This is a genomic window from Ammoniphilus oxalaticus (assembly GCF_003609605.1).
Classification (GTDB): Bacteria; Bacillota; Bacilli; order Aneurinibacillales; family RAOX-1; genus Ammoniphilus; species Ammoniphilus oxalaticus.
The window spans coordinates 38,510-58,440 of record NZ_MCHY01000009.1 but is presented as its reverse complement, the minus strand read 5'-3'; the positions used below and the strand labels follow the sequence as shown (position 1 = coordinate 58,440).

Sequence of the window (19,931 nt, the reverse complement as noted above, 5' to 3'; positions counted from 1 at the left end):
CTTTGTCTAAATAAACAGCTTGATACGCGCTTCAAGTCATTGTTGTAAAAATCAGACGAAGGGGATGTTGGTGTAATGAGAAGAAGATTTAAATGGCTAGTTATGTTGATAGCTATACTGTCCCTAGTAGCTACTGGTTGTGGTCCAAAAGGCGCCAGTGATGCGGTTGCTGATTTAAATAAGCAAATGGAAAAGATGTCGGGATATAAATTGAATGCTGAATTAACGTTGCAAACGGGTAAGGAACCACAAAACTATGATGTGGAAGTATGGTACCAAAAACCCGACTACTATCGGGTGGCGCTCACTTCCAAGACGAAAGATGTTACACAGTTGATCCTTCGCAATGAAGAAGGAGTGTTCCTGTTAACGCCGCATCTCAATAAAAGTTTTCGTTTCCAAAGCGGGTGGCCTGAAAACCACGCCCAAGTTTACCTTTATGAATCGCTGGTGAAGAGTGTCACAGATGATGAGCAAAGAGAATTTGTCGAGGATGAAGGGAACTATGTGTTCGACGTGAAAGCAGACTACCACAACCATTCGCTTATTTCTCAAAAGGTTGTATTTACGCAAGACTTTCAGCCTGTTAAAGTGGATGTGATGGATGCCAACAAAAATGTGATGGTTACGGTCAATTTTACACATTTTGAGAAAGACGCGCAATTTGATGAAAATTCATTTAGTAAGGATCGGAATTTGGAGACGAGCAGCCTAACTTCGAGTATGCCAACGATGGCTAAAACGGATGAAGAAGTTCAGGGAAGTTTTGGGGTGATTCAACCTTCTTACACACCACACGGCGTCAATTTCCTTGGCGTTGAAAAAGTGGAAGGGACGGATGGACCACAACTTGTGCTTCGTTATAAAGGAGATTTTAACTATACGCTAATTGAAGAAAGACCGAAGGCGACGCACGCTAGTTTTCCGAGCGGGGAAATCATTGATCTCGGTGAGACACTTGCGGTCATGGTAGGAGACAAACAGAAAACGATGACGTGGACTCACGACGGCGTTGAGTATTTACTCGTTGGCGATCTTCCGCGGGAAGAGCTTATGTCTGTAGCCAAATCGACTCTGAATCAAGTTGGAAAATAAGTAAAAGGGCTTCCTTGCAAGCCCTTTTTTTGCTTGCTTATAGGGAAGTGACTGTGATCATGATTGTTGGCTTATGGACATGGATATGGTACTCTAAGAGTGAAATAAAATATCGTCAGTTGGGGGAGGTGGATGTTGAAATGGCTAAACCAAAAGTGACAAAACAACAAGTGCTTTATAGAGAATTTGCTTCCTATTCAAGCATATTTCAAAATCGGCCGGTCTTATATCGCGTTGTTGAAACGCTTGTCTTTATCACCGCCGTATTTTTATTGACTGTTTATATGTCGCCTGATAGCGGGGTATATAAAGTTCTTTTATTCGGATCCCTGTTTGTTTTTCTCGGCGGCGCTCCCCTTTTGTACAAGTTTTTGTTATCGCCCACATATACTCTAACGAGAGATGAACTAATTGTAAAACTCGGTAAAAAAGAACGGCAGTACAATTTGACAGATGTAGAATCTCTTTCGCAATGGAAACCTATTTTTAATTTGAATGGCAAGAAGGAAAATTTAATGGTTTCCAAAGATTTTGCGCAGAGACTTGACGATCAATTGGCTAAAGTTCGTAAAGGGAGAAAAAGGTGATATCCAACATGGGAGAGGATTTTTATCGCCATACTTGGGTTGAAGTAGATTTAGATGCGATTTCCGCTAATGTGAACGCTTTCCGAAAACATCTGCCAGAACAAACGAAGTTAATGGCTGTTGTAAAAGCGGATGGCTATGGTCATGGCGCGATTCCAGTTGCCGAGGAAGCTTTGGCCGCCGGCGTTCAATATTTGGGTGTGGCTACGCTTGATGAAGCTCTTGAATTGCGAGCTGCGGGGATTGACGCTCCGATTCTTGTGATGGGCTATACTGCTCCGCCCTTTTTGGAGATCGCGGCGTTGCGCAACATCACATTAACCGTATTTGACTTAGATGTGATCGCTGCGTTGGATGAACTGACGCGACGTCTTCGTATTCCTGTAAAAATCCACTTGAAAGTGGATTCGGGAATGGGTAGGATAGGAGTAAGGTCGGAAGCGGAGTTTCGGGCCCTTATTTCGGCTGTTGATAAATGTCCCTTGATTGTGCTCGAAGGGGCGTTCACTCATTTTTCTTGCGCGGATGAAGTAGATTCGTCATATTCCGAAGCTCAGCATCATACCTTTATGAGAGTGATTCAAAACTCACTGCGTTCGATTCCTATTATCCATTGCAACAATAGCGCCGCCGGTATTATGTTTCCAAGCTGGGGTTATAACATGGTTAGATTGGGAATAAGCTTATATGGACAATACCCGTCCCCTCAAGCGCGTGGGCAGGGAATCGAATTGACAGCAGCCTTTGCTTTAAAGTCAAAGATCTCTTATGTGAAGGACGTCTCCAAGGGAACATTTATTAGTTATGGGGCAACCTATCAAACAACAAGTAAAGCAAAAATTGCCTCTATACCGATTGGCTATGCCGATGGCTATTCACGCGCGTTATCTAATCGCGGCAAAGCTTTGGTCGGGGGCCAGAAGGTGTCGGTTGTTGGGAGAATTTGCATGGACCAGTGCATGCTCGATGTTTCCAACCTATCAACGTGTTTCGTTGGAGACGAAGTTGTCTTGATTGGGCGGCAAGGAAATGCGATCATTACGGTTGACGATGTAGCTGAATTACTGCAAACAATTAATTATGAAGTAACTTGTATGATTAGTAGGCGCGTTCCTAGAGTGTACAAGAGGAATGGCTCCGAACTATTTACAAAAAATTATTTGCTATGAATTTGTCGTATATCCTTGTCGTTTGAATAGGTATAATGGTACAATTGAATGGTGTACGTGTCGATGGATTAGTATTCTACAAAATAGGTAAAGAAACGACTATAATAACAGAATATGCAGACATCTAGAGATGGAATGGGTTCTGTAAGATCTTGATCTTACAGTATAATTTTTCATGCAATTCGACATAATGGTACTAAGTTAGTATGTGTTTTTATGCAGATTATGAGTCGTTAAGTGTCGTTGGAGGTGCGTTTGTCTTGTCTAGGATGGATACCAAGCGTATTATGATTAGTTTGCCTCACCATCTTCTGGAAGAGGTGGATGGTCTAGTGGAAAGAGAACAATCAGATCGAAGTGAATTTATTAGACAAGCGATGAAACTCTATCTTAGAGAGCGGAAGAAGAGCCAGATTCGTGAAACCATGCAGAAAGGATACATGGAGATGGCCAACATTAATCTCAACATAGCGTCGGAGGCTTTTCAAGCAGAAGAGGAGGCTGACCATACCTTATGCCGCTTAGTAAGCGGGGTGTAACTTGTGATTGTTAAGCGTGGCGATGTCTATTTTGCGGACCTGTCTCCTGTCGTCGGCTCAGAGCAAGGCGGTGTTCGTCCAGTTCTCATCATTCAGAATGATATAGGAAACCGGTTCAGTCCGACGGTCATCGTCGCAGCCATAACAGCTCAGATCCAGAAGGCGAAGCTCCCTACTCACGTCGAGATTGATGCCAAGGTATACGGATTCGATAGAGATTCTGTGATTCTTCTTGAGCAGATTAGAACGATTGATAAACAACGATTGACGGATAAGATTACCCATCTTGATGATGAAATGATGGAAAAGGTCAATGAAGCGCTTCAGATTAGTCTCGGTCTTATTGATTTTTAAAAAACGGTGGTTTAAGGTAAACGAGAAGGAGCTCCCTAAATGGTGGGCTTTTTTTTTCGCCCTGTTTGTTCGGATCAGGCTAATGTTTACAGATTATGTTAAACTATGAGGAGTAACTTAGGTACTGCGGAAGCAACAACTAAATCTGTTCTCATGAAACAAATAGAGGAGAAGATGCGTATGGATATAAATCAGATGATCGGCGTTATTTCAAAAGAGGCTGGTATCGCGAATCAACATGTAATTAGTGTGGTCGAGCTACTGGATGCGGGCAATACAGTTCCGTTTATCGCCCGATATCGGAAGGAAGCGACAGGCGCGTTGGATGAAAACCAAATTCGTTTGATTCAAGAACGATTGACGTATCTCCGCAATCTTGAAGAGAGAAAGACGGAAGTCATTCGACTGATCGCTGAGCAAGAAAAATTGACGGACGAGCTTGAATGTCAGATTGCTCAGGCCGTGAAGTTGCAAGAAGTAGAAGACCTGTATCGACCATTTCGTCAAAAGAGAAGAACAAGAGCGACCATGGCGAAGGAAAAAGGCTTGGAGCCGTTAGCCGCTTTTATTATGAGTTTACCCGTTAAAGAAGATCCAGCTACGGTAGCGAACGAATATATAAACGAGGAAAAACAAGTGATGACAGCGGAAGATGCGTTGCAGGGCGCAATGGATATTATTGCCGAAGTCGTTTCAGATGATCCTGATACACGTAAATGGATTCGACGTTTTACATTTGAACGAGGTACGCTGCAAGCGGAAAAGAAAAACGATGAAGAAGCCGAAAAAAATGTGTTTGAAATGTACTATGAATACGCCGAACCGATTAAGCGCATTGTGCCGCATCGAACATTGGCGATCAATCGAGGCGAAAAGGAAGGAATCTTACGGGTTAGACTTGAAGTTGACGTGGAATCTATTATGGAATTCTTAGAAAAAAGGTATATCCCCGCTCCTACTGCGGCGCGGCCTTATTTGAGCGCGGCTCTAGAAGATAGTTATAAGCGTTTAATTGCTCCAGCTGTGGAACGGGAAGCGCGCAATGAATTAACGCAGATAGCGGAAGAACAAGCGATCCATATTTTCTCAGAGAATTTACGTCAACTATTATTACAAGCGCCGATCAAAGGGAGTATGGTTCTGGGACTTGATCCCGCTTATCGGACAGGCTGTAAGTTTGCGGTTGTGGATGAGACAGGAAAACTGCATCAAGTTGGCGTCGTTTATCCGACTCCGCCGCATAATCGGGTGGAAGAAGCGAAGCGTGTGTTAATTGATGTTATTGATTCATATCAAATTGATATCATCGCGATCGGTAATGGTACGGCGTCAAGGGAAACAGAAGAATTTACAGCTGCGATGTTAAGGGATATCGATCGAGATGTTTCCTACATTATTGTCAATGAAGCAGGCGCCAGCGTTTATTCTGCTTCAAAGTTAGCGGGAGAAGAATTTCCAGATTTAGACGTCGCGGAACGGAGCGCGGTTTCTATTGCAAGGAGATTGCAGGATCCATTAGCTGAATTGGTTAAAATCGATCCAAAGTCAATCGGGGTTGGGCAATATCAACATGATGTCAGTCAAACACGACTCACTGAAAGTCTACAGTTTGTAGTAGAGTCCGCGGTAAACTATGTCGGTGTCGATGTGAACACCGCATCTCCGTCACTTTTGCAGCATGTGTCGGGAGTCAGTCGCCAAGTGGCAAATAATATCGTGAAGCTAAGGGAAGAGGCTGGTAAATTCTCCTCAAGAACACAATTAAAAAAGGTGCCTCGTTTAGGGGCTAAAACGTTTGAACAGTGTGTCGGTTTTTTACGGATTATGGAGGGGGATAACCCGTTGGATAAGACGCCGATCCATCCTGAATCGTATGAAAAAGTGGAGGAATTGCTGCAACGATTGCAAATTGAGCCGCGGGCGATAAATCAGCCGGAAAGCAAAGAAAAATTACAAAAAGTAGAATTAGTTTCGATGGCTGAACAATTGGAGATTGGTGAACCGACATTGCGGGATATTATCGACAGCTTGCTTAGACCTGGGCGTGATCCGCGGGATGAACTGTCAAAACCCTTACTAATGAAAGACGTATTGACGATCGAGGATTTAAAGCTGGGTATGGAGTTGCAGGGTACGATTAGAAACGTTGTTGATTTCGGCGCTTTTGTCGATGTTGGCTTAAAAAATGATGGACTTGTCCACATATCGAAGTTAAGTTCAAGCTATGTGAAACACCCACTGGATGTCGTATCAGTCGGACAGATTGTGACGGTGTGGGTTTCGGAGGTAGATGTAAAGAAAATGCGTGTTGGCTTGACGATGATTGAGCCGCATGAAGCGGGCGCATAATGAGAAATGTGGGTCCCTTTTATGGGGGACCCACCTTTGTTTTGTATGTCGTTTATGTGAGAGCTAGACGCTGATTGACTTTTGGTTGTTTTTTTGTTTGTAACCGAACCAACAATCATTGAGCAATCTGATTTGTCGATGATCTTTACCCTGAAAGGCCCGCATTAATTGTCTGCGTAACCACCCCGGCATGATATAGTCCCCCCTCTACCGAATTCATCACATCCTTCTTTCTAGGATATTCAAACAATGGGCGAGGGTGAACTGATTTTAGACTTCTTCTGCTAAATATTCTAATTGCGCTTGGAAAGCGCGAATTTCTGTTAGTAGTGAAATAAGCGGGTACTCGGTTTCTTGCACATCATTAAAACTTTTCTCCAGTTCATTAATATAGTCTAAGCCCGAAATAATTTCGCAATGAGGCGAAAGGATCTCGAGTTCACTACATTCCGCGAGGACAATCGGTAACGTTGGCTTTTCTTTTGCCGTAAGTTTGTCAATCTCTTTATGTAAGCGGTGAATGAGAGCAACGAGTTGATACATGTGATCTTTTGGAATAGCTATAAATTGAAGGCCATTTTCTCCTTGAAGCAGGCAATATCGCATAATTTTTCCTCCATCTATTTCTTATCATATTGTAAAGTGTAATAAATCGTCCGTTTCTTTTCAAGTTCTACATCGTTTAATTGCGGCAGGGAATGGTCAAAGTTATAATATATTAGGAACGCAAGCATCGGTCAAGCATAAGGAGTGTCTAACTTGAAGCGAGAATATAAGGTTACTACTCGTTCTGCGGAAGAAACCAAGCAATGGGCGCGGCGATTGGCGGAGCGAGTCCAAGCTAGAGATGTAATTACATTGGAAGGGGATTTAGGGGCGGGTAAAACAACATTCACACAAGGGTTTGCTAAGGGCTTAGGTGTGTCGGGTGTAGTAAACAGTCCTACCTTCACGATTGTAAAAGAATACGCAGGGCGGATGCCGCTTTATCATATGGATGTTTATCGAATTGAGGATGAGTTTGAAGAGTTAGGGTTTGAGGAATATTTTTATGGAGAAGGCGTTACAGTCGTGGAATGGGCCAGTCGAATTCAAGCGGCGTTGCCTGAACAACGTTTGGAAATTGAGTTGAAACGTCTAACGGGGGACGAAAGAGAAATTATAATTTACCCGCATGGAGAGCGTTTTGAACAACTACGCAAGGAGTTGTTGGAATGAAGATACTTGGCATAGATACTTCAAATCTAGTGATGAGTTTGGCTGTAATCAATAATCAGCAATTGTTAGGGGAGTATACGACCAATCTGAAAAAGAACCACTCGATTCGATTGATGCCCGCGATTTCCTTATTGTTGGATGAGTTGGACGTTGAACCATCCGCCTTGGACGGAATTGCCATTGCGCAAGGACCTGGTTCTTATACAGGCGTTCGGATTGGTGTCACAACGGCTAAATCAATGGCCTGGTCGCTCGGAATCCCCTTAGTGGGGGTTTCAAGTCTTGAAGCGTTGGCTGGTAACGGTAATTATTTTTCAGGATATGTTTGCCCCTTGTTTGACGCGCGGCGCGGTCAGGTGTATACAGCCCTGTTTGAAAATGGGGAACGTAGCGAGAATGATCAGATTACAATGATGGAATCTTGGGCGGATCAGCTTGCCGCATTGCAGAAGCCTGTTTTGTTTTTAGGTGATGATGTATCGATGCACCAATCTGTTATATCGGAAAAATTAGGGAATCAAGCTAGATTTGGTCCGCCTGACTGGAATGTTCCGCGGGCAAGCTATATTGCAAGAGAGGGCAGTCGAAAAATTCAACAGGGAGAATTATCGGATCCGAATCTATTTGCCCCGCGTTACTTGCAATTGGCCGAGGCTGAAGCAAAGTGGCTGGCTGCTCAACAGGCTAAGGAAACATAAACATGGATAACTACTCAATACGTCCGATGAGACGTGAAGACCTTGAAGTGATTCATGATATTCAACAGGAGGCATTTCCGGATCCTTGGTCAATAGGAGCTTTGTTGCATGAGATCACGGAAAATGATTTCGCGCATTACCTTGTTTTAGAATCTGATGGCAATGTAATCGGTTATGGCGGAATGTGGATCGTTATTGATGAAGCGCAAATAACTAATATTGCCATTGCTGCCCCTTATCGCGGGCAAAGATGGGGAGAAAAACTGTTGATGTCGATGATTCTTTACGCTGTGAAACATGGGGCAAGCGCGATGACGCTAGAAGTCCGGGTCACAAATATCGTTGCTCAGCGTTTATATGAGAAGTTTGGATTTAATAAAACAGGGATTCGTCCTCGGTATTATTCGGATAATGGCGAAGATGCCCTAATCATGTGGGTGAATTTTAGAGATGAAGCAGAACAGCAACTGGAAGAAGAAAACTCTAGATACGTATAGGCAAGCGCGGGATCAGAACAAGCCATGTTACATTTTAGGGATCGAGACGAGCTGCGATGAAACATCAGCGGCGATTGTTAAGGACGGAACTGTGATCTTGTCGAATATCGTTTCTTCTCAAGTAGAGATACATAAACGATTCGGAGGGGTCGTGCCAGAAGTTGCTTCAAGGAGGCATGTGGAAAGTATCACTTATATTGTCCAAGAAGCTTTAGATGAAGCAAAGCTAACACTAGATGACATTTCCGCCATTGCGGTAACGCGTGGACCTGGTCTTGTCGGAGCGTTACTCGTTGGGGTTTCAGCGGCTAAAGCGATTGCATTTGCAAGAGGAATCCCTTTGATTGGAGTTCATCACATTGCGGGGCACATCTATGCAAATCGATTAATAAAAGAGATGCGTTTCCCGTTGATTTCGCTTGTTGTTTCGGGAGGACATACGGAATTGATCTATATGCGAGAGCACGGTTCCTTTGAGATACTCGGACAAACGAGAGATGACGCGGCGGGTGAGGCGTATGATAAGGTGGCTCGCTCGTTGAATTTGCCTTATCCCGGCGGACCGCAGATCGATCGATTAGCGCATCAAGGAACGGCGAATATTCCTTTCCCACGCGCTTGGTTAGAGGCGAATTCCTATGATTTTAGTTTTAGCGGTTTAAAATCTGCCGTGTTAAATGCGTTGCATAATGCAGATCAACGAGGCGAACAATTAGCTGCGGAAAATGTTGCCGCTAGTTTTCAAGCGTCTGTTGTAGAAGTATTGGTTGAAAAAACATTTCGAGCGGTAAGTGAATATGGGGTTAGTCAACTATTATTAGCCGGTGGTGTAGCAGCGAATTCGGCTTTACGACAAGCTTTGATAGAACGGAGCGCTCAGGAAGGTGTAGAGCTCGTTGTTCCTCCTTTGAAGTTATGCACAGACAATGCGGCAATGATTGCGGCGGCGGGAACAATTCAATATCAACAAGGGGACTTCTCTGATCTTGATTTGAATGGAACTCCGGGTTTATCCCTGTAATAAAGAGGCAACTATATTAATAGTTGTCTTTTTTATTACATAATTTCGATCGTACGTTCCCGTGGACAAGTTATCCATAGGTGATTGTGGATAATGTTAATAACTCTGTTGTTATTGAATTTAACAACGTTTGTTGACTTTCGAGTCCGTGTATAAAAATGGGCGCGAACATTGTCGAAACTGTGGATAATATGGGGAAACTCAGTTATATCACGGATTATACTGTGTATAACTATGTGGACACTGTGGAGGAGGTGTAATAACTGAATGAATAGGAATTGGTTATCCACAATAATGGTGTTTTGTTGCTTGATTTTGTCTATTCCAATCGAGACGAGCGCGATGGATCGGACAAAAAGAGTCATCCTTGTTCTTGCCAACCACCTTTCTTTAGAGGATATTCGACAAATAGAGGGTTTGCCCGATGCTAACTGGTTGAATAAGGGAACCATTGGGGCGATGAATCTTCGAACGGCTGGGAAAATTAATGGTGTGAATAACGCGATAACGATTGGCAGCGGTGTTCGGGCGATCGGTCCGAATAACGCTGTGGAATCGTATATGACAAGCGATGAACTGCATGCGACATCCGCAAAAGATTGGTATCGACAATTGACTGGGCATGAGGTCACTCAAGAAGGAATTGTCGTTCCGGGTATTCAATCCATCTTAGAGAGTAATCGTAGCTCGGGTTATACGATGAGCGCGGGGTTGCTAGGGGAGACGCTTCGTCAACATGGGTTACAGGCAGCTGCTTACGGAAATTCGGATGTCGGAGAGAAGAAGATAAGGTTTGCCCCTTTAATTGCAATGGATCAACGCGGATTGTTGAATGGAGGCGATATATCTCTAAATACGAACCGTGAAGCACCCGATCGTGTGTATGGAGTAGTGACAGACTATGATTATCTACTGAAGAAAATAGAGGAAGATAAACAGAGTTCTTTACTTACGGTTGAATTGGGCGATTTGTATCGACTTTCTTCTGCAAAGGAAATGATGGATGCTCAGCAATTTCAAACGACTAAATTGATGGCGCTTACCGAGCTGAATCGGTTCATGAAAACGCTTGTTGAGCAACAGACTGAATCGCAAATGATTTTATTGTTAGCGCCAATGGTTTCACCAGATGCGGAGCAAAGCCGTTCGATGATGGCGCCGTTTGTTCAAATGAATCCGAATCAAGAACAGGGCATATTAAGTTCGTCGACGACAAGACAACCGAATATTGTGACCAATGTTGATATTGCCCCGACTATCTTATCTTGGCTTGAACTACCCGTTCCACAGCAAATGATGGGGCGACCGATAACAACAATTGCGGGTCAAGCTGACTTTTGGAAGGATTGGACATCGATCAAGCATATTTATGCCACCCGCTCCGATGTTTTGACAGGCTACGTCACTTTTCAAATTGTCATTTTAATATTGGCAACAGCTTTCTGGTATTTTAGTAAGCCGAATCATGTTTTCTATCGGACGGGAAATGCGCTCATTCGGTTTTTGCTGCTTTTAATTACGTTATCGCCATTTTTGTTTTTGATCCTTCCGCTATTTCCGTTCCTATTTAGCGTGCGTTGGACTGTTTTATTTTTGTTAACGCTTGGGATGGGATTAGCTGCGGCCGTAATTCGACTTTCTTTTCCATGGATTTTTCTAATCGTGAGTGTAGTTAATTGGCTTCCTATTTTAATAGATGGTCTGTTATTTGATTCGATGCTAATGAAACGATCGTATTTAGGCTATGATTCTGTAATCGGGGCTCGATTTTATGGAATTGGAAACGAGTATATGGGAGTTGTGATTGGGAGTTCGATCCTTAGCCTAGCGATGTTGTTAGAATTGACAAAATGGAGAGAAAAGTGGGTAAAGCAGATCTCAGTGTTTGTTTTCGGGCTGTATCTTTTATTTTTCGCGTTGCCTCGGTGGGGCACAAATGCGGGTGGAGCGATTACGGCGATGACCGCGTACAGCGCTTCCTTCTTCCGTTTGTTTGATGTGCGTTTAAACCGTCGTTACTTTTTTTGGGGAGTCTGCGCGGTTGTGATTTCGATCGGTGTTATGTTCATGGCGAATGTAGTCGGGGATGATCAGACGCAGTCACATATTGGAAGGGCGATGACAAAGTTAATGCAAGGGGATTTACTAGAGATTAAAAATATTATTCAACGGAAATTGGAAATGAATTGGAAGTTGATCGGCGTTTCCGCATGGAGCAAAGTATTTATTACTTCGATTCTTTTGCTCGGATTTATTTGCTACCGCCCATTCGGGATGATTCACATTTTTGCGCAGCAGCGCCCTTATGTCATTCGCGGCTTTTTTGGTATCGCGATCGGAGCGGTTACGGCGTTGCTTGTCAATGATTCGGGAATTGTGGCGGCAGCTACAACGATTATTTATATGATTGCGCCGATGCTCTTTCTTGGCTTACAAGAAGGATTCAAACCGCATGACGACCGTTTAACAAATGATTGAGCCTATTTTTGCGCGAATAGGCTCAATTTAAATTCAGTTTTCTTCTTGAAGTTGTTCCCATTTAAACATCAGCTCTTCTACTTGTTGTTGTTTGGATTCTAATTGTTCATTAATTTCAAGAGCTCTTAAAGGATCTTCAAATACTTCAGGTTTACAAAGTTCAAGTTCAAAGTCACTAATCTTGGATTCTAACAAATCAATTTGGCGCTCCACTTCTTCAATTTTTCGTTTACGTTGTCTTTCAATACGTTGTTGTTCTTTATCCGCAAAAAAAGCTTCTTTATCGGTAGCCTTTTTATCTGAATCTTGTTCGGCTGCGGTAGGGGCTTTCTCTTTCGGCGCTGGAAGTTTTCCTAACTCATCTAACTCTTGTTTCTTCTCTACATAGTAATCATAGTTACCAAGATAACTAGCGGAACCGCTCGCAGATAATTCGATCACTCTGGTCGCCATTCGATTCAAAAAATAACGATCGTGAGAAACGAATAAAATCGTTCCGGGGTAGTCCTCTAACGCGTTTTCAAGCACCTCTTTACTGTAAATGTCCAGGTGGTTAGTAGGCTCATCTAGGATCAGAAAGTTGGAATTTTGCAGCATCAGTTTAGCAAGGCTGATCCGCGCTTTTTCTCCGCCGCTAAGGGCAGAAACTTTCTTTAAAACATCGTCACCGCTAAACAAGAAGTTACCAAGCACCGTTCGTATTTCCTGTTCAGTAAGTTGACGATATTCATCCCACAACTCATGAAGAACCGTTTTATCGGAATCAAGCTCCTGTTGCTCCTGATCATAATAACCGATTGAAACGTTCGAACCGAGTTGGAAATCGCCTTTGAGCGGCGACAGCTCGCCGATGATTGTTTTAAGAAGCGTTGATTTACCGATCCCATTCGGACCTAATAATGCGACGCGTTCACCGCGATTGATATCAAAGGAAAGCCCTGAACTTAATGTGTTCAACGGATATCCAATGGAAAGATTATTTATCTTGAGCACCTCGTTGCCGCTGACGCGATCAATATCAAACGTAAAATGAACCCTTCTCTCCGCGGAAATAGGTCGTTCGACTCGATCGATCTTATCTAGCATTCTTCTGCGACTCTGAGCCCGTCCAGTTGTTGAGGCGCGCGCGATGTTTCGGGCGATAAAATCCTCCATCCGGTTAATTTCCGCTTGTTGCTTTTCAAATGTGGCCATTTGTCGTTGAATTTGCTCGGCCTTTTGTTCTAAATACTTTGTGTAATTGCCGACAAAGCGTTGACATTGGGTTCGTTCGATCTCATAGATCATTGTGACAAGCGCGTCTAGGAAGTAGCGATCATGCGAGACGACTAAAACAGCCCCGGAATAATGATGCAGATATCGTTCCATCCAGGTTAGCGTTTCAATGTCAAGGTAGTTTGTCGGTTCATCCAGGACGAGCACTTCTGGTTGGGTAAGCAACAACTTGCATAAAGCTAAACGTGTCTTTTGTCCGCCGCTGAGGGAAGAGATTTGGGCGCCGTAATCGTCTTCATAAAAACGGAGACCGTGTAACACGCCGCGAATATTCGCCTCATATTGGTAGCCGCCCGCATCGGAGAACTCCTCCGATAAAATGGCGTACTGTTGCAAAAGCCGCTCATGGTCTTGTTCGGACATTTTTTGCCCCATACTCGCTTCAATCTCGCGTAATTCTCTTTCTTTCTCTTGGAGCGCCGCAAAAACCGAGATCATTTCATCCCAGATCGTTTTGTCAGATTCAAGGCCGCTATCCTGGGCTAAGTATATGAGTTGAATATCCCGCGATTTCCGGACTTCGCCTTGATCGGGTAACATTTGCCCTGTTATTATTTTAAGTAGTGTGGATTTTCCGGCTCCATTCACACCGACGAGGCCGATCCGATCTCCCGTTTGGATTTGTAAACTAATATCTGAAAGAATCGGATCCGCTCCAAACGATTTGGAAACGTTAACCGTTTGTAATAAAATCATGGTTGTCACCTCAAGTCAGATTACCATTCTAGTTTATCATATTCCATTCATAAAAGTAGAAGAGGAAAGGGGGTTTCTTCTTGATAAAGAAGGAAATAAGAAAACAAATTTTAACAAGACGCGGGGAAATGCCAGCTGACGTTCGACAAGCGAAGTCATCGTTGATTGTTGAACAGATCTTGCGTAATACTCTCTATCAGAAATCTAAGCTGTTATTTAGCTTTGTACCGTTTGACCATGAGATAGATCTACGTTCTTTGCTAGAACAGGCGTTAGCGGATGGGAAACAGGTCGCTATTCCACTTGCCGATATGAAAAATAAACAGATGACACTTTACTATTTTGAACGATGGGACCAACTCCAACCTGGCGTTTACGGTATTTTAGAACCTGATCCGCTGCGTTCAAAACAGGTTGACCCGAGTGAAATCGATCTCATCGTCATGCCGGGTGTCGGTTTTGATCGTAAGGGAGGAAGAATCGGGTATGGCGGCGGTTTTTATGATCGGTTTCTAGCAAAGTTAGATCCGCGTCCACCTTTGCTTGCGCCTTGTTTTTCGGAACAATTGATGGAGGAAGCGCCGATGGAAGAACATGATTTTCGGGTTGATTTAATTATTACCGAACAGGAAACAATTATTTGTAAAAAATGAGCAAGAAATCAGTTGTGAAATCATGTACAATATAAGTGATTCTTGGTACTAACGAAGGAGGATACTATGTCTACGTATAAAATCGGCGTCATTACCTCAAGTAACTCTATTTATCGCGGTGAAAGAGAGAATGATAGCGTAGCTAAATTAGTTGAACTGTTAAAAAGAGAGCTTGATAGTGAAATCTGTTTGCATCGTGTAGTGCCAGACGATATTGAACACCTAAAAGAGGCGTTTATTGAATTGATCGATAGAGAGAAAGTGGAACTGCTGATTACCGTCGGCGGCACAGGATTAAGTCCTGAAGACGTTACGCCCGAAGCAACGGAATCTATCATCGATCGAACGGTGCCTGGTTTAGCGGAGGAGATGAGACGCGCTTCACTAGAGAACTCAAGACGAGCGATGTTAACGCGCGCCGTTTCGGGCACACGCGGCAACACGCTGGTTATTAACTTCCCTGGGAACCCAAAGGGGGTTGAGGAGTGCTTTACAGCAATTGTAGATCAAATCCCTCATGCCCTTAACATCATTCAAGGAAAGGTTGGAGAGGGCTCAATTACTAGGGAGGAAACGTGGTGAAACCGACGTACTTGAAAGAAGTTCGGGTTGAAGATGCGATTGGAATGAAATTGGGACATGACCTGACACAGATTGTTCCAGGCGCTTTTAAGGGGCGGGTCTTTCAAGCGGGGCATGTCATCACAGAGGAGGACATTCCACTGCTGCTCGACATCGGTAAGCGCCATATTTACATTATGGATACTCCGCAAGGTTTTCTGCATGAAAACGAAGCGGCGGAACGAATGGCCCGCGCATTTGCGGGGGAGCATGTGTATTTGACAGGTCCCGTTGAAGGGAAGATGACTTTAAAATCCGCCATCCACGGTCTATTGAAGGTGGACCCAACGGCTGTTGAACAAGCGAACCAGATTGAAGGGATCTCTGTATCCACGTTATTGTCTGACCGAGTCGTTCAAGCTGATCAATCGTTAGCGGGGATTCGACCGATTCCACTGATTATTGAGGAAGAGAAGGTCAAACGAGTCGAACAACTTCAATCTTTACCGGCGATCGAGGTGAAGCCTTTTCAAAAGAAAAAGGTTGGAATCGTAACGACCGGCAGCGAAGTATTTACAGGACGGATTGAGGACCGATTTGGTCCCGTTCTAAAAGACAAGTTGAAAGCATTCGGCTCGAAAGTTTTGGGACAACGATTTGCTGACGATGAACTAGACGCGATTCAAGCGGAAATTCGTTATTTTGTTGAGCAAGAAAAGGCGGATTTGATCCTCGTAACGGGGGGGATGTCAGTAGACCCAGACGATCGCACCCCAGGAGCGATCAAGGCTGTTGGCGCGGATATCGTTCGGTATGGTATACCGATGCTGCCCGGCTCGATGTTGCTCGTTGCTTATTTAGGAGAAATTCCGATTCTAGGACTGCCAGGCTGTGTTATTCATGATTCATTCACGTCGTTTGATGTCTTTCTGCCCAGAGTATTGGTCGGAGAGAAAATAACGGAGTCTGATATTATCTCCATTGGATACGGAGGGTTTCATACCTGATGACAGGTTCAAGGGGGTGAATAAAGTGGGCCAACAGATTCCAAAGGTGACTGCAAGAAGACTTCCTGTGTATTACCGATATTTGGATCGGCTAGCCTCGCTAGGTGTGCGTAGAATCTCGTCAGCGGAGATTAGTCGGTCCTTAAACATTGATCCAGCTACGATTCGTCGAGATCTTTCGTATTTAGGCGCTCTTGGAAAAAAGGGGTACGGCTATGATGTGCAATATCTCATCCAATTTTTGCGGGAGTTTTTAAAACAAGATGAAATGACCCATGTTGTGCTAATAGGGGTTGGGAATCTTGGGACCGCGTTGATTCAATATGATTTTCTTAAAAATAACGCGTTGATTGTCGCCGCGTTTGAGACCGATCCGACGAAGATTGGGCAGGAAATAAACGGGGTTCCAATTTACTCGTTAGATCGTATGGAGGGTATCATTAAAAAGGAAGATGTGCTCGTCGCTGTTCTCGCTGTTCCTGTTCATGCGGCTCAGGGGGTAACCAATCAGTTAGTCAGATCAGGCATTAAAGGAGTCCTTAATTTTACGCCTACTCGCCTGCAAGTTCCTGAGGAAGTTGTTATTCATCACATTGATTTAAGCATCGAACTTCAATCGCTGATTTACTTTATGAAAAATACGAACGCGGGGATTGTAGACGAAGATGAATGATAATCAAATGTCCGTCGTAGAGCATCTTTCCGAGTTACGAAAACGCTTGATCTGGATCATTAGCGGCTTTGTCGTTGCCCTTATATTTGGCTTTCTTGTCGCGGGTCCGGTAGTAGAACATATCAAAAATGATCCGATTGCCGTAAATATTGAGGACTGGTATGTGTTTGGTCTGTCGGATGCGTTGCGTATTTATATGCAAGTGGCGTTTGTGATTGCCTTAGCGTTCACGTTGCCGCTAATCCTATACCATATTTGGAGATTTGTATCCCCAGGCTTGATGGAGGAAGAGCGGAAGGCAATCGCGGCGTATATTCCCTTTTCTTTTCTATTACTCATTATTGGATTATTATTCGGATATTATTTCCTTTTTCCATTGATTATTGGGTTTTTATCCGGTTTTTCCCAAATGTTGGGGGCGAGCGAAACATATGGACTAACGCAATACTTTCAATTTCTGTTTAATCTAATCTTACCGATTAGTCTATTGTTTGAGCTGCCGATCATCATCTTGTTCTTAACATCGATTCGCGTTGTCAATCCGCCGCTATTGATTAAATTTCGTAAGTACGCCATGTTGCTATCCGTGATTGTTGCGGCAATGATCACACCGCCTGATTTTATATCTAATATTGTCGTTACGATTCCAATCATCATTCTTTATGAGATTAGTATTATTCTTTCTAAACGAATCTATCGAAAACAGCTTGCGAGACAAGCGCGATATGAAGAAGAGTTCGCAACGATTCGAACGGATGACGACTAACAAGAACCCGATAAACTGTGTCGGGTTCTTTCTGTTGTTTAATTTAGGTATGGGGTATGAAATAAAATAAAAAGGATAGGATGGAAAGGGATATTTTTTCAACTTAGCAAGTTTTTTTAATAAAAAAGCAAAAAGGGCTTGCAAAGTTTGGGAAAAATGACTAATATAATAATTGTATTAGCACTCACGATATCAGAGTGCTAACAAAACCGTAAGTCTTTTAAGGAGGGTGTTTCAAAGTGTTAAGACCATTAGGTGATCGCGTAGTTATCGAAGCTATCGCTCAAGAAGAAACTACTGCAAGTGGCATTGTATTACCAGACACAGCTAAGGAAAAGCCTCAAGAAGGTCGGGTTGTAGCCGTTGGCCCTGGCATCATTGAAAACGGGGAGCGCGTTGCGCTTGAAGTAAAAGAAGGCGATAAGGTAATTTTCTCAAAATATGCTGGCACAGAAGTTGAGTTCGGAGACAAAGAACTACTAATTATGCGTGAAAGCGATATTCTGGCTATTATTCAATAATATAGAACGACGATCGAAAAATCAAAAAATCATTACATATAGAAGGAGGAGTTTTTTTCATGGCGAAAGATATTTTGTTTAGTGAAGACGCGCGTCGCTCCATGCTGCGTGGTGTGGATACGCTTGCGGATGCTGTAAAAGTAACTCTTGGACCAAAAGGACGTAACGTTGTACTTGAAAAGAAGTTTGGTTCCCCTCTAATCACGAATGACGGTGTAACCATTGCGAAAGAAATTGAATTAGAAGACGCTTTTGAAAATATGGGAGCTCAGTTAGTTAAGGAAGTTGCGACTAAAACAAATGATGTAGCAGGTGATGGAACAACAACTGCGACAGTATTGGCGCAAGCAATGATCCGCGAAGGACTGAAAAACGTAACATCTGGGGCGAACCCAATGGTTATTCGTCGCGGGATTGAAAAAGCGGTGCGAGCTGCCGTTGAAGAAATTCAAAAGATCTCTAAAACAGTAGAAACAAAAGAATCTGTCGCTCAAGTTGCGGCAATCTCTGCTGCCGATGATGAAATCGGTCAATTAATCGCGGAAGCGATGGAAAAGGTAGGCAGAGAAGGTGTGATCACTGTTGAGGAATCAAGAGGCTTCAATACCGAATTAGACGTAGTAGAGGGAATGGAGTTTGACCGAGGCTATGTATCACCATACATGATTACAGATACAGATAAAATGGAAGCGGTTCTAGAGGACCCGTACATTTTAATCACAGATAAGAAGATTACAAATATTCAAGAAATTCTGCCTGTGCTTGAGAAAGTTGTTCAGCAAGGTAAGCCGATTTTAATTATCGCAGAAGATCTTGAAGGCGAAGCATTAGCTACACTTGTTGTAAACAAACTTCGCGGCACGTTCAATGCGGTAGCTGTTAAAGCTCCTGGCTTTGGCGACCGTCGTAAGGCAATGCTTGAAGATATTGCTATATTAACTGGCGGTCAATTGATCACAGAGGATCTTGGACTTGATCTAAAGGGAGCTACATTGCAACATCTTGGAACAGCGAGCCGAGTCGTTGTGTCCAAAGAGAACACAACGATCGTAGAAGGCGCTGGCGAGACTGCGAATATTGAATCGCGTGTTAGCCAGATTCGCGCTGAAATGGAAAATACGACTTCAGAATTCGATAAAGAAAAGCTGCAAGAGCGCTTAGCGAAACTAGCTGGCGGAGTTGCTGTCATTAAAGTTGGAGCAGCTACTGAAACAGAATTGAAAGAGAAAAAGCTTCGTATTGAAGATGCTTTGAACGCTACACGCGCCGCAGTTGAAGAAGGAATCGTTTCCGGCGGTGGAACAGCTCTGATTAACGTAATTAAGGCTGTTGAAGCTGTTGAAGCTGAAGGGGATGAGGCAACGGGCGTTAGCATCGTGCTTCGCGCCCTTGAAGAGCCAGTTCGCATCATTTCCAACAACGCAGGTTTAGAAGGATCTGTTATTGTTGAGCACTTAAAGAAAGAAGAAATTGGCGTTGGTTTTGACGCGGCTACAGGCAAGTGGGTGAACATGATTGAAGCGGGAATCGTTGACCCTGCAAAAGTAACTCGTTCCGCTTTACAAAACGCAGCTTCAGTTGCAGCTATGCTATTAACTACCGAAGCCGTAATTGCAGATAAGCCAGAGGAAAATGGATCTGGAATGCCTGATATGGGCGCAATGGGCGGTATGGGTGGAATGGGCGGCATGATGTAGTGACCGCCACAAAAACCCAGTAGTATCAAGGGTTTAACCCACCTTTTTAAAGGTGAATTTCAATAAAAGTCACAGAA

The 19,931-nt window shown here is 43.6% G+C and carries 21 protein-coding genes; 18 read left to right on the top strand and 3 right to left on the bottom strand.

Going from position 1 to position 19,931, the window contains the following annotated elements:
• Positions 1–75 precede the first annotated feature (75 nt).
• From BEP19_RS11575 to BEP19_RS11550, 6 genes are all read left to right on the top strand, one after another.
• Positions 76–1,095 carry a LolA family protein gene (locus BEP19_RS11575; RefSeq protein ID WP_120190080.1) on the top strand — a complete coding sequence of 340 codons (1,020 nt, stop codon included), beginning with the start codon at positions 76–78 and terminating at the stop codon, positions 1,093–1,095.
• A gap of 140 nt (positions 1,096–1,235) precedes the next feature.
• Positions 1,236–1,682 carry a hypothetical protein gene (locus tag BEP19_RS11570; protein ID WP_120190079.1) on the top strand — a complete coding sequence of 149 codons (447 nt, stop codon included), beginning with the start codon at positions 1,236–1,238 and terminating at the stop codon, positions 1,680–1,682.
• An 8-nt stretch (positions 1,683–1,690) separates the two neighbouring features.
• A complete protein-coding gene (gene alr, locus BEP19_RS11565; protein WP_120190078.1) occupies positions 1,691–2,851 on the top strand; it encodes an alanine racemase in 1,161 nt (386 codons plus the stop codon).
• A gap of 269 nt (positions 2,852–3,120) precedes the next feature.
• Positions 3,121–3,390 carry a CopG family ribbon-helix-helix protein gene (locus BEP19_RS11560; RefSeq protein ID WP_211329354.1) on the top strand — a complete coding sequence of 90 codons (270 nt, stop codon included), beginning with the start codon at positions 3,121–3,123 and terminating at the stop codon, positions 3,388–3,390.
• 3 nt (positions 3,391–3,393) lie between these two features.
• Positions 3,394–3,744 (top strand): type II toxin-antitoxin system PemK/MazF family toxin, encoded by a 351-nt coding sequence (locus tag BEP19_RS11555; protein WP_120190076.1) that lies wholly within the window; start codon positions 3,394–3,396, stop codon positions 3,742–3,744.
• 180 nt (positions 3,745–3,924) lie between these two features.
• On the top strand, positions 3,925–6,093 hold the full coding sequence (locus tag BEP19_RS11550) for a Tex family protein (RefSeq protein ID WP_120190075.1): 2,169 nt from the start codon (positions 3,925–3,927) through the stop codon (positions 6,091–6,093).
• Positions 6,094–6,156: 63 nt separating this feature from the next.
• On the opposite strand, the gene cmpA is transcribed toward BEP19_RS11550, so the two are convergent.
• Positions 6,157–6,285, bottom strand: coding sequence for a cortex morphogenetic protein CmpA (gene cmpA, locus BEP19_RS11545; RefSeq protein ID WP_120190074.1), 129 nt, complete (start codon positions 6,283–6,285; stop codon positions 6,157–6,159).
• 78 nt (positions 6,286–6,363) lie between these two features.
• A complete protein-coding gene (locus tag BEP19_RS11540; protein ID WP_120190073.1) occupies positions 6,364–6,699 on the bottom strand; it encodes a hydrolase/acyltransferase in 336 nt (111 codons plus the stop codon).
• A 153-nt stretch (positions 6,700–6,852) separates the two neighbouring features.
• On the opposite strand from BEP19_RS11540, the gene tsaE reads away from it, so the two are divergent.
• The 5 genes from tsaE to BEP19_RS11515 all read left to right on the top strand — a co-directional run bounded on the left by tsaE (position 6,853) and on the right by BEP19_RS11515 (position 12,005).
• On the top strand, positions 6,853–7,311 hold the full coding sequence (gene tsaE / locus BEP19_RS11535) for a tRNA (adenosine(37)-N6)-threonylcarbamoyltransferase complex ATPase subunit type 1 TsaE (RefSeq protein WP_120190072.1): 459 nt from the start codon (positions 6,853–6,855) through the stop codon (positions 7,309–7,311).
• Positions 7,308–8,009 carry a tRNA (adenosine(37)-N6)-threonylcarbamoyltransferase complex dimerization subunit type 1 TsaB gene (gene tsaB, locus BEP19_RS11530; RefSeq protein WP_120190071.1) on the top strand — a complete coding sequence of 234 codons (702 nt, stop codon included), beginning with the start codon at positions 7,308–7,310 and terminating at the stop codon, positions 8,007–8,009. Before tsaE ends, tsaB begins: the two co-directional genes overlap by 4 nt.
• A 2-nt stretch (positions 8,010–8,011) precedes the next feature.
• Complete coding sequence (gene rimI, locus BEP19_RS11525; protein WP_120190070.1) at positions 8,012–8,506, top strand: ribosomal protein S18-alanine N-acetyltransferase; 495 nt, start codon at positions 8,012–8,014, stop codon at positions 8,504–8,506.
• The gene (gene tsaD, locus BEP19_RS11520; protein WP_120190069.1) at positions 8,460–9,527 is read left to right on the top strand and encodes a tRNA (adenosine(37)-N6)-threonylcarbamoyltransferase complex transferase subunit TsaD; all 1,068 of its coding nucleotides are present in this window, start codon (positions 8,460–8,462) and stop codon (positions 9,525–9,527) included. Before rimI ends, tsaD begins: the two co-directional genes overlap by 47 nt.
• Positions 9,528–9,794: 267 nt before the next feature.
• Positions 9,795–12,005 (top strand): hypothetical protein, encoded by a 2,211-nt coding sequence (locus tag BEP19_RS11515; RefSeq protein WP_120190068.1) that lies wholly within the window; start codon positions 9,795–9,797, stop codon positions 12,003–12,005.
• 33 nt (positions 12,006–12,038) lie between these two features.
• Here the strand turns inward: BEP19_RS11515 and abc-f are convergent, their stop codons facing one another.
• The gene (abc-f, locus tag BEP19_RS11510; protein WP_120190067.1) at positions 12,039–13,976 is read right to left on the bottom strand and encodes a ribosomal protection-like ABC-F family protein; all 1,938 of its coding nucleotides are present in this window, start codon (positions 13,974–13,976) and stop codon (positions 12,039–12,041) included.
• Positions 13,977–14,056: 80 nt separating this feature from the next.
• Here abc-f and BEP19_RS11505 point away from each other — a divergent pair, with 80 nt between their 5' ends.
• From BEP19_RS11505 to groL, 7 genes are all read left to right on the top strand, one after another.
• Positions 14,057–14,629, top strand: coding sequence for a 5-formyltetrahydrofolate cyclo-ligase (locus BEP19_RS11505; RefSeq protein ID WP_120190066.1), 573 nt, complete (start codon positions 14,057–14,059; stop codon positions 14,627–14,629).
• A 66-nt stretch (positions 14,630–14,695) separates the two neighbouring features.
• Positions 14,696–15,211 carry a MogA/MoaB family molybdenum cofactor biosynthesis protein gene (locus BEP19_RS11500; protein WP_120190065.1) on the top strand — a complete coding sequence of 172 codons (516 nt, stop codon included), beginning with the start codon at positions 14,696–14,698 and terminating at the stop codon, positions 15,209–15,211.
• A complete protein-coding gene (locus tag BEP19_RS11495) occupies positions 15,205–16,197 on the top strand; it encodes a molybdopterin-binding protein (RefSeq protein ID WP_120190064.1) in 993 nt (330 codons plus the stop codon). The genes BEP19_RS11500 and BEP19_RS11495 overlap by 7 nt, the downstream gene beginning before the upstream one ends.
• Before the next feature lie 16 nt (positions 16,198–16,213).
• Positions 16,214–16,870: a redox-sensing transcriptional repressor Rex gene (locus BEP19_RS11490; protein WP_120190063.1), complete on the top strand. Its 657-nt coding sequence runs from the start codon at positions 16,214–16,216 to the stop codon at positions 16,868–16,870.
• The gene (gene tatC, locus BEP19_RS11485) at positions 16,863–17,636 is read left to right on the top strand and encodes a twin-arginine translocase subunit TatC (RefSeq protein WP_120190062.1); all 774 of its coding nucleotides are present in this window, start codon (positions 16,863–16,865) and stop codon (positions 17,634–17,636) included. The genes BEP19_RS11490 and tatC overlap by 8 nt, the downstream gene beginning before the upstream one ends.
• A gap of 239 nt (positions 17,637–17,875) precedes the next feature.
• The gene (gene groES, locus BEP19_RS11480) at positions 17,876–18,157 is read left to right on the top strand and encodes a co-chaperone GroES (RefSeq protein ID WP_120190061.1); all 282 of its coding nucleotides are present in this window, start codon (positions 17,876–17,878) and stop codon (positions 18,155–18,157) included.
• Positions 18,158–18,216: 59 nt separating this feature from the next.
• Positions 18,217–19,854, top strand: a complete 1,638-nt coding sequence (groL, locus tag BEP19_RS11475; RefSeq protein WP_120190060.1) for a chaperonin GroEL — start codon at positions 18,217–18,219, stop codon at positions 19,852–19,854.
• The last annotated feature ends 77 nt before the right edge of the window (positions 19,855–19,931 follow it).

Bases quoted from the DNA above. Each gene is read 5' to 3' on its own strand.
- BEP19_RS11575 (WP_120190080.1), top strand. From the start codon at position 76: ATGAGAAGAAGATTTAAATGGCTAGTTATGTTGATAGCTATACTGTCC.
- BEP19_RS11570 (WP_120190079.1), top strand. From the start codon at position 1,236: ATGGCTAAACCAAAAGTGACAAAACAACAAGTGCTTTATAGAGAATTT.
- alr (WP_120190078.1), top strand. From the start codon at position 1,691: ATGGGAGAGGATTTTTATCGCCATACTTGGGTTGAAGTAGATTTAGAT.
- BEP19_RS11560 (WP_211329354.1), top strand. From the start codon at position 3,121: ATGGATACCAAGCGTATTATGATTAGTTTGCCTCACCATCTTCTGGAA.
- BEP19_RS11550 (WP_120190075.1), top strand. From the start codon at position 3,925: ATGGATATAAATCAGATGATCGGCGTTATTTCAAAAGAGGCTGGTATC.
- cmpA (WP_120190074.1), bottom strand. From the start codon at position 6,285: ATGCCGGGGTGGTTACGCAGACAATTAATGCGGGCCTTTCAGGGTAAA.
- BEP19_RS11540 (WP_120190073.1), bottom strand. From the start codon at position 6,699: ATGCGATATTGCCTGCTTCAAGGAGAAAATGGCCTTCAATTTATAGCT.
- tsaB (WP_120190071.1), top strand. From the start codon at position 7,308: ATGAAGATACTTGGCATAGATACTTCAAATCTAGTGATGAGTTTGGCT.
- rimI (WP_120190070.1), top strand. From the start codon at position 8,012: ATGGATAACTACTCAATACGTCCGATGAGACGTGAAGACCTTGAAGTG.
- tsaD (WP_120190069.1), top strand. From the start codon at position 8,460: ATGAAGCAGAACAGCAACTGGAAGAAGAAAACTCTAGATACGTATAGG.
- BEP19_RS11515 (WP_120190068.1), top strand. From the start codon at position 9,795: ATGAATAGGAATTGGTTATCCACAATAATGGTGTTTTGTTGCTTGATT.
- abc-f (WP_120190067.1), bottom strand. From the start codon at position 13,976: ATGATTTTATTACAAACGGTTAACGTTTCCAAATCGTTTGGAGCGGAT.
- BEP19_RS11500 (WP_120190065.1), top strand. From the start codon at position 14,696: ATGTCTACGTATAAAATCGGCGTCATTACCTCAAGTAACTCTATTTAT.
- tatC (WP_120190062.1), top strand. From the start codon at position 16,863: ATGAATGATAATCAAATGTCCGTCGTAGAGCATCTTTCCGAGTTACGA.
- groL (WP_120190060.1), top strand. From the start codon at position 18,217: ATGGCGAAAGATATTTTGTTTAGTGAAGACGCGCGTCGCTCCATGCTG.